The following is a 5,777-nucleotide window of genomic DNA, read 5'->3' as shown; positions in this document are numbered from 1 at the left end:
ATCCACCGCGGCGACGGCGCCGGTGCGCTCTCGGCACGAACCGCTAGAGTCAGCGCAATTCGGCGGGCACCGGCCCGCATCCGGCCAGGGAGCGAATTCGTGCTGATCCCCCACGACACCCGTATCGCCCTCGACACCGTCGTCGATCTGGTGAACACCGCACCGGAGAGCGGGCAGGACGACAGGCTGACGGACGTGGCGGCGCTGTACGACTTCGTACGCAGCCACAAGGTCAGCGGGGTGGGGGAGCTGACCCAGCGGGACATCAAGGCGGTGCAGGCGATCAGGACGCTGTTCGCGGAAGTGTTCGCCGCGCCGGACAGCAAGACGGCCGCGGAGGTCATCAACCGGCTGGTCGCGGCCGCGGGCACGACCCCGCAGCTGACCGACCACGACGGCTACGACTGGCATGTGCACTACTTCGCACCGGGTGCGTCGGTCGCCGACCATCTCGCGGCGGACTGCGGGATGGCGCTGGCGTTCATCGTCGTCGCGGGCGAGCAGGAGCGGCTGCGGCGCTGTGAGGCGCCGGACTGCGGGCGCGCGTTCGTGGACCTGTCGCGCAACCGGTCGCGCCGCTACTGCGACAGCCGCACATGCGGCAACCGACTGCATGTCGCGGCCTACCGGGCGCGCCGCAAGGAGGCCGCGGGCTGAGCGGACCGCGGTGTCCGTGGTGTCCCACCGCGTCCCTCACAGCCAGAAGAGGTCGTGCACGGCCGCCATCAGCAGCAGGACGCCGATCACCCCGAGGAAGATCATCAGGGGCGGCTGGGAGAGCGCGAAAAGGCATCCGCGCGGCTCCTGGGTCGGTACGGGGGCCTGGCCCCGCGAGGTATCGAGCATCTCGGGGTGATCATGGCGCAGCCAGGGCGGCGATGATCGACCAACACGCCCTGCGGCAAAGGTGGTTCATCACATCCCGTGGCCCGGTCCGACGGCCGCGGAAGGCGGTGGGCGCGGTGGCGTCGGCCGTGGAAGGCCGTGGGCGGGTGGCCCGCCCGGTGGATACGCCTCGAGGACGGTCGGTCAGATGCCGTGCTTCTTGAGGATCGCCTCGATGTCGCTGAAGTCGTCGTCCGCGCGGGACGCCTTCGGTTTCGCCGGCGCGGCCTGGCCGGTCGCCGGAGCGGACCGGCCGAGCGAGGGCCGGGAAGCGGCCGGCTCGGCGGCCTCGCGGCGGGCGGCCGCGGCGGCGGCCTTGCGTTCCTTGCGGGTCCCGCCCGTCCGGCGCTCCACGGCCCTGGTCGTCAGGAAGAGCAGCCAGGCGGCGCCGAGGAGGCCGAAGCCGACCCAGGCGGTCAGGCTGAACGCCGTGCCGACCGCCCACTCGACCGCCCCGGTGAGGACGAGGCCGAGCGGCACCAGCGAGTAGGCCGCGATACGCGCCGCGGACAGGAAACGCCTGCGGTACGCCGTGATCGCGGCGATGCCCAGGCCCGCCGCGGACACCGCGGAACAAATGGTCTCGGCAAGCATCCGGTCCTCCAGGCGTTGGCGGCTTGAGCGGTTGCGTCCCCTCCATCCTGCACCGCCCCGGCCGTTCCGGGCCACGGTTCGAGGCGGGGGTGGGCATATCTGGGGGAGATCTCCGGGACGCTCTCCTCCCCAGGTCCCGGTTGGGGCACGGGACGCCGGGCTGGGAGACTGGCCGCATGAGTGACTCCCCGACCGGCTCCCCCGCCGTCCTCGACGTGTGGTGCGAGCTCCAGTGCACCGACTGCCGCACCGCGCTGGAGGACCTGCGGGCCCTTCGCGACCGCTACGGCGACCGGCTCGAGCTGCGGCTGCGGCACTTCCCCCTCGACAAGCACAAGCACGCGTTCGCCGCCTCGCAGGCCGCCGAGGAGGCCGCGGCACAGGGCAAGGCCTGGCCGTACGCGGAGGCCGTGCTGGCGCGCGCCGAGGAGCTGGCCGCCAAGGGTGAGCCGTTCCTCCTGGAGGTCGCCGGCGAACTGGGCCTGGACGTGGAGGAGTTCGACACCGCGCTGATCGACGGGCGGCACATCCTGATCGTCGACGCCGACCATGCCGAGGGCAAGGCGATCGGGGTGACCGGCACGCCCACGTACGTCATCGGCGGCGAGCGGCTCGACGGCGGCAAGAGCCAGGAAGGGCTGCGGGCGCGTATCGAGGAGATCGCAGACCGGCTCCTGGCCGGGCAGTGATGCGGCCGGGTCCGGCTACAGGAGCCGCTTGACGAAGTTGCGGTGCGTGGTGCGGTAGCCGAGGGACTCGTAGAGCGCGAGCGCGGGACGGTTGCCCTCGAAGACGTGCAGGGCGATCAGCGGCCGGCCGGCCTCGCCGGCGATGCGCTCCGCGAGGAGCATCAGGGCCCTTCCGTGGCCCCTGCCCCGATAGGCCTCCGCCACCTCCACGTCGAAGACGTACGCGCCGTCCTCGCCGGGGCGTACCTCGCACTCCGACACCCAGACGTGCCCCACGACGGTGCCCTCGGCGAGCAGCGAGTGGACGTGGGCGCCGGGGGTCGCGCGGCCCTCCGGGAGCAGGCGGGCGTGGACGGCCTCGGAGCGGGCGAGTGCCTCTTCCTCCGGCACGCCGCGCGAGACCCAGTCCCGGGCGAAGTGGCGTACGGCGTGCCACAGCCAGCGGCCGAACTCTTCCTCGTCCATCGGGCGGCCCTCGACGCCTTCCGGCAGCGTCGGCAGCGGCCGGGACGTCTCCTTGATCATGTTGCGGCCGCGTTCGGTGTAGCCGAGCGCGGTGACCAGACGCAGGGCGGGGCCGGCGTCGGCCGGGACGGCCGCGCGGATCTCGGTGCAGTCCCAGCCGCGCAGCACCTCCTCCGCGGCGAGGGCCGCGACGGTGCCGCGGCCCCGTCTGCGGTCGGCCTCGTCGATGTGCAGCGACCTTATGGAGCCGACCGGACGGCCGCCGCCGGTGTCCGTGGCGAGTTCGACCGTCCCGACCGGCCGGCCGTTCACGCAGACGTCGTAGCCGCGGGAGGCGGCGCCGTCGGCGTCGTACTGGATCGGCCCCGTGGGCCGCAGGGTTGTGGTCATCGAGGAGTTTCTACCTGCCCCGCGACCCTCCGACACCAGGTTTTCCTCCGGCTCCCTGGCCGGCTACACGGACTTAGGGTCGGGGTCGGCCGCCGCGCGCTCCTCGAAGAGGCGCATGGCCTTCGTCGTCACGGGCCCCGGGACGGCGCTGACGTCGCGGCCGTCGACGCGTACGACCGACTGGACGTCGCGGAGCGTGGAGGTCAGGAAGATCTCCTCGGCGCTGTCGAGGACGTCCATGGGCAGGTCCGTCTCCTTGGCGCCCGTCCACTCGACGGTCAGGGCGCGGGTGATGCCCGCGAGGCACCCGGAGGAGACGGGCGGGGTGTGCAGTTCACCGTCGAGTACGACGAAGACGTTCGAGCCGGTGCCCTCGCAGAGCCGCCCGACGGTGTTCGCGAACAGGGCCTCGGAGGCGCCGTGCTGGTGCGCCCTGGCGAGAGCGATGACGTTCTCGGCGTACGAGGTGGTCTTCAGCCCGGTCAGCGCGCCGCGTTCGTTGCGGGTCCAGGGGACGGTGATCACCGATGTGGTGTCCGGGCGGCGCGTGGTCGCGCCGAGCGCCACGACCAGCGTCGGACCGTCGGTCCCCCGGTCGGAGCCGAGCGGGGACAGTCCGCCGGTGTAGGTGATGCGCAGCCGTCCGAGCGGCATCGGGTTCGCGGCCAGCACGGCGGCGCACGCGTGCCGGACCTCGTCGAGATCGGGTTCCGGCAGGCCGAGGCCGTCGGCGGAGCGGGCCAGCCGTTCCAGGTGGCGGGTGAGGGCGAAGGGCTGACCGTGGACCGCCTTGACGGTCTCGAAGACGCCGTCGCCGACGGTCATCCCGTGGTCGAGCACGGACACCCGGGCGTCCTCGATCTCCGAGAGCGCGCCGTTGACCCAAACCTTCATCGAGCTGTCCTTCCGATTGCCGCGTACGCGCCCGACGCTACCGCCAGCAGTCGCGATGCCTTCAGTTCCGTCTCCGCCCATTCCCGTTCCGGGTCGGACCCCCAGGTGATGCCGGCGCCGGTGCCGAACCGCAGGACGTTCGCCGCGCGGTCGATCCAGAAGGTCCGTATGCCGACGGCGAGCTGCGCGGTGCGCCGGTCGGCGTCGACCCAGCCGACACCGCCGCAGTACGGGCCGCGCGGGGCGGTCTCCAGCGCGTCGATGATCTTCAGCGCGCTGGACTTGGGGGCGCCGGTGACCGAGCCCGGCGGGAAGGTCGCCGCGAGCAGCTCGCCCCAGCCCGCTCCGGGGGCGAGCTCACCGCGGACGGTGGAGACCAGGTGCACGAGGCCGGGGTGGGGCTCGACCGCGCAGAGAGCGGGCACGGTGACGCTGCCGGTGGAGCAGACCCGGCCCAGGTCGTTGCGGACCAGATCGACGATCATGACGTTCTCCGCGTGGTCCTTCTCGAGGAGATCGTCCGCCGTCCTGCCCGTGCCCTTGATGGGGCCGGACTCGACGGTGCGTCCGTCGCGGCTCAGATACAGCTCGGGGGACGCGGTCGCGATCTCCACGCCGTGCGCGGGCAGGCGGATCGTTCCTGCGTACGGTGCCGGGTTGCCCCGCGCCAGCAGCGCCGTCAGCTCGTCGACATCGGCCGCGGCCGGGTCGGGCAGCGGGGCCGACAGCACCCGGCACAGATTGGCCTGGTAGACCTCGCCGGCCGCGATGTGCTCGCGGATGCGCCGCACGCCGGCGGTGTAGGCGGCCCGGTCCAGGGATGACGTCCACTCCTCGGCGGCCGGCCCCCGCCAGCGGCCCGGGACGGGCTCGGGAACCGGTTCACTGCGGACATCGCCGAAGCGGGCGCAGGTCAGACGGCCCTCGAAGTCGGCGGCGACGGCCCAGAAGCCGCGGGAGTCAAGGGCTGCGGGGTCGCTTGTGACGTCCCGGAGGCCGGTGGCGACGAGGGGGCCGAAGCGGGCCAGAGGAGCGAGGTCGTGCACGTCTGTGAGTGTATGACCGGCGAGGACGGGGTGCGGACGGCCCGGCCCGCCGGGTCCCGCACGAGCTTCCGAACAGCCGCTGCTCGGCCGACGACGAGGGGCGGACGAGCCGGCGGCGAGCTGCCGATCAGCCGCCACCGAGCCGTCGAAGAGTCACCGGTGAGCCGCCGGTGAGCTGCTGCGACGCGAACACATGGCGGCAAGCTGCACAAACGCGTTTTTGTACTGGCCCAGGAATCCGCTAGAGTTCAACACGTCGCCGGGACGCGCAAGCGGAACGGAACCGACAAGCGGACGTGGCTCAGTTGGTAGAGCATCACCTTGCCAAGGTGAGGGTCGCGAGTTCGAATCTCGTCGTCCGCTCGAGAAAGTGGGGGATCTTCCCGAACCCCCTGCACTCCGGGTGGAGTGGCCGAGAGGCGAGGCAACGGCCTGCAAAGCCGTCTACACGGGTTCAAATCCCGTCTCCACCTCCAAGGACGATTAGCTCAGCGGGAGAGCGCTTCCCTGACACGGAAGAGGTCACTGGTTCAATCCCAGTATCGTCCACTGGACCCGCGAGGGTCCGCGCGCGATTAGCTCAGCGGGAGAGCGCTTCCCTGACACGGAAGAGGTCACTGGTTCAATCCCAGTATCGCGCACGCAGGAAACAGTACGCAGTGATCACACAGCCCTCGGCGAGGGATGCGATCGGCAGTACGCAACGCGGTAACGCAGGTCACCCCGCGCGATTAGCTCAGCGGGAGAGCGCTTCCCTGACACGGAAGAGGTCACTGGTTCAATCCCAGTATCGCGCACCACCGGAGCCCCCGGC

General features: G+C 71.8%; 7 protein-coding genes and 5 tRNA genes. 7 read left to right on the top strand and 5 right to left on the bottom strand.

The window, feature by feature from the left end; translation table 11 throughout:
• Positions 1 to 99: 99 nt before the first annotated feature.
• Positions 100 to 657, top strand: a complete 558-nt coding sequence (locus ACWGH4_RS29895; protein WP_453466413.1) for a CGNR zinc finger domain-containing protein — start codon at positions 100 to 102, stop codon at positions 655 to 657.
• Between the two features lie 36 nt (positions 658 to 693).
• Here ACWGH4_RS29895 and ACWGH4_RS29890 read toward each other — a convergent pair whose 3' ends face one another.
• On the bottom strand, positions 694 to 846 hold the full coding sequence (locus tag ACWGH4_RS29890) for a hypothetical protein (protein WP_005319706.1): 153 nt from the start codon (positions 844 to 846) through the stop codon (positions 694 to 696).
• A 183-nt stretch (positions 847 to 1,029) separates the two neighbouring features.
• Positions 1,030 to 1,479: a hypothetical protein gene (locus ACWGH4_RS29885; protein WP_453466411.1), complete on the bottom strand. Its 450-nt coding sequence runs from the start codon at positions 1,477 to 1,479 to the stop codon at positions 1,030 to 1,032.
• Between the two features lie 176 nt (positions 1,480 to 1,655).
• Here ACWGH4_RS29885 and ACWGH4_RS29880 point away from each other — a divergent pair, with 176 nt between their 5' ends.
• On the top strand, positions 1,656 to 2,168 hold the full coding sequence (locus ACWGH4_RS29880; RefSeq protein WP_453466409.1) for a DsbA family protein: 513 nt from the start codon (positions 1,656 to 1,658) through the stop codon (positions 2,166 to 2,168).
• 15 nt (positions 2,169 to 2,183) lie between these two features.
• Here the strand turns inward: ACWGH4_RS29880 and ACWGH4_RS29875 are convergent, their stop codons facing one another.
• From ACWGH4_RS29875 to ACWGH4_RS29865, 3 genes are all read right to left on the bottom strand, one after another.
• Positions 2,184 to 3,023 carry a GNAT family N-acetyltransferase gene (locus ACWGH4_RS29875; RefSeq protein WP_453466407.1) on the bottom strand — a complete coding sequence of 280 codons (840 nt, stop codon included), beginning with the start codon at positions 3,021 to 3,023 and terminating at the stop codon, positions 2,184 to 2,186.
• A gap of 63 nt (positions 3,024 to 3,086) precedes the next feature.
• Entirely contained in the window at positions 3,087 to 3,917 is an 831-nt protein-coding gene (locus tag ACWGH4_RS29870) for an aminotransferase class IV (RefSeq protein ID WP_453466405.1), read from the bottom strand.
• Positions 3,914 to 4,963 carry a chorismate-binding protein gene (locus tag ACWGH4_RS29865; RefSeq protein WP_453466403.1) on the bottom strand — a complete coding sequence of 350 codons (1,050 nt, stop codon included), beginning with the start codon at positions 4,961 to 4,963 and terminating at the stop codon, positions 3,914 to 3,916. The genes ACWGH4_RS29870 and ACWGH4_RS29865 overlap by 4 nt, the downstream gene beginning before the upstream one ends.
• 290 nt (positions 4,964 to 5,253) lie before the next feature.
• Between ACWGH4_RS29865 and ACWGH4_RS29860 the strand changes: the two genes are divergently transcribed.
• The 5 genes from ACWGH4_RS29860 (at position 5,254) to ACWGH4_RS29840 (ending at position 5,763) form a co-directional block, all read left to right on the top strand.
• Positions 5,254 to 5,326 (top strand) — tRNA-Gly (locus ACWGH4_RS29860).
• Positions 5,327 to 5,365: 39 nt separating this feature from the next.
• Positions 5,366 to 5,439 (top strand) — tRNA-Cys (locus tag ACWGH4_RS29855).
• A gap of 1 nt (position 5,440) precedes the next feature.
• Positions 5,441 to 5,512, top strand: a tRNA-Val gene (locus ACWGH4_RS29850).
• A gap of 20 nt (positions 5,513 to 5,532) precedes the next feature.
• A tRNA-Val gene (locus tag ACWGH4_RS29845) sits at positions 5,533 to 5,604 on the top strand.
• Positions 5,605 to 5,688: 84 nt separating this feature from the next.
• Positions 5,689 to 5,763, top strand: a tRNA-Val gene (locus ACWGH4_RS29840).
• Positions 5,764 to 5,777 lie beyond the last annotated feature (14 nt).

The organism is Streptomyces sp. NPDC054847, assembly GCF_053610925.1.
The sequence above is the reverse complement of the archived record's forward strand: the minus strand, read 5'-3'. Positions and strand labels throughout refer to the sequence as shown.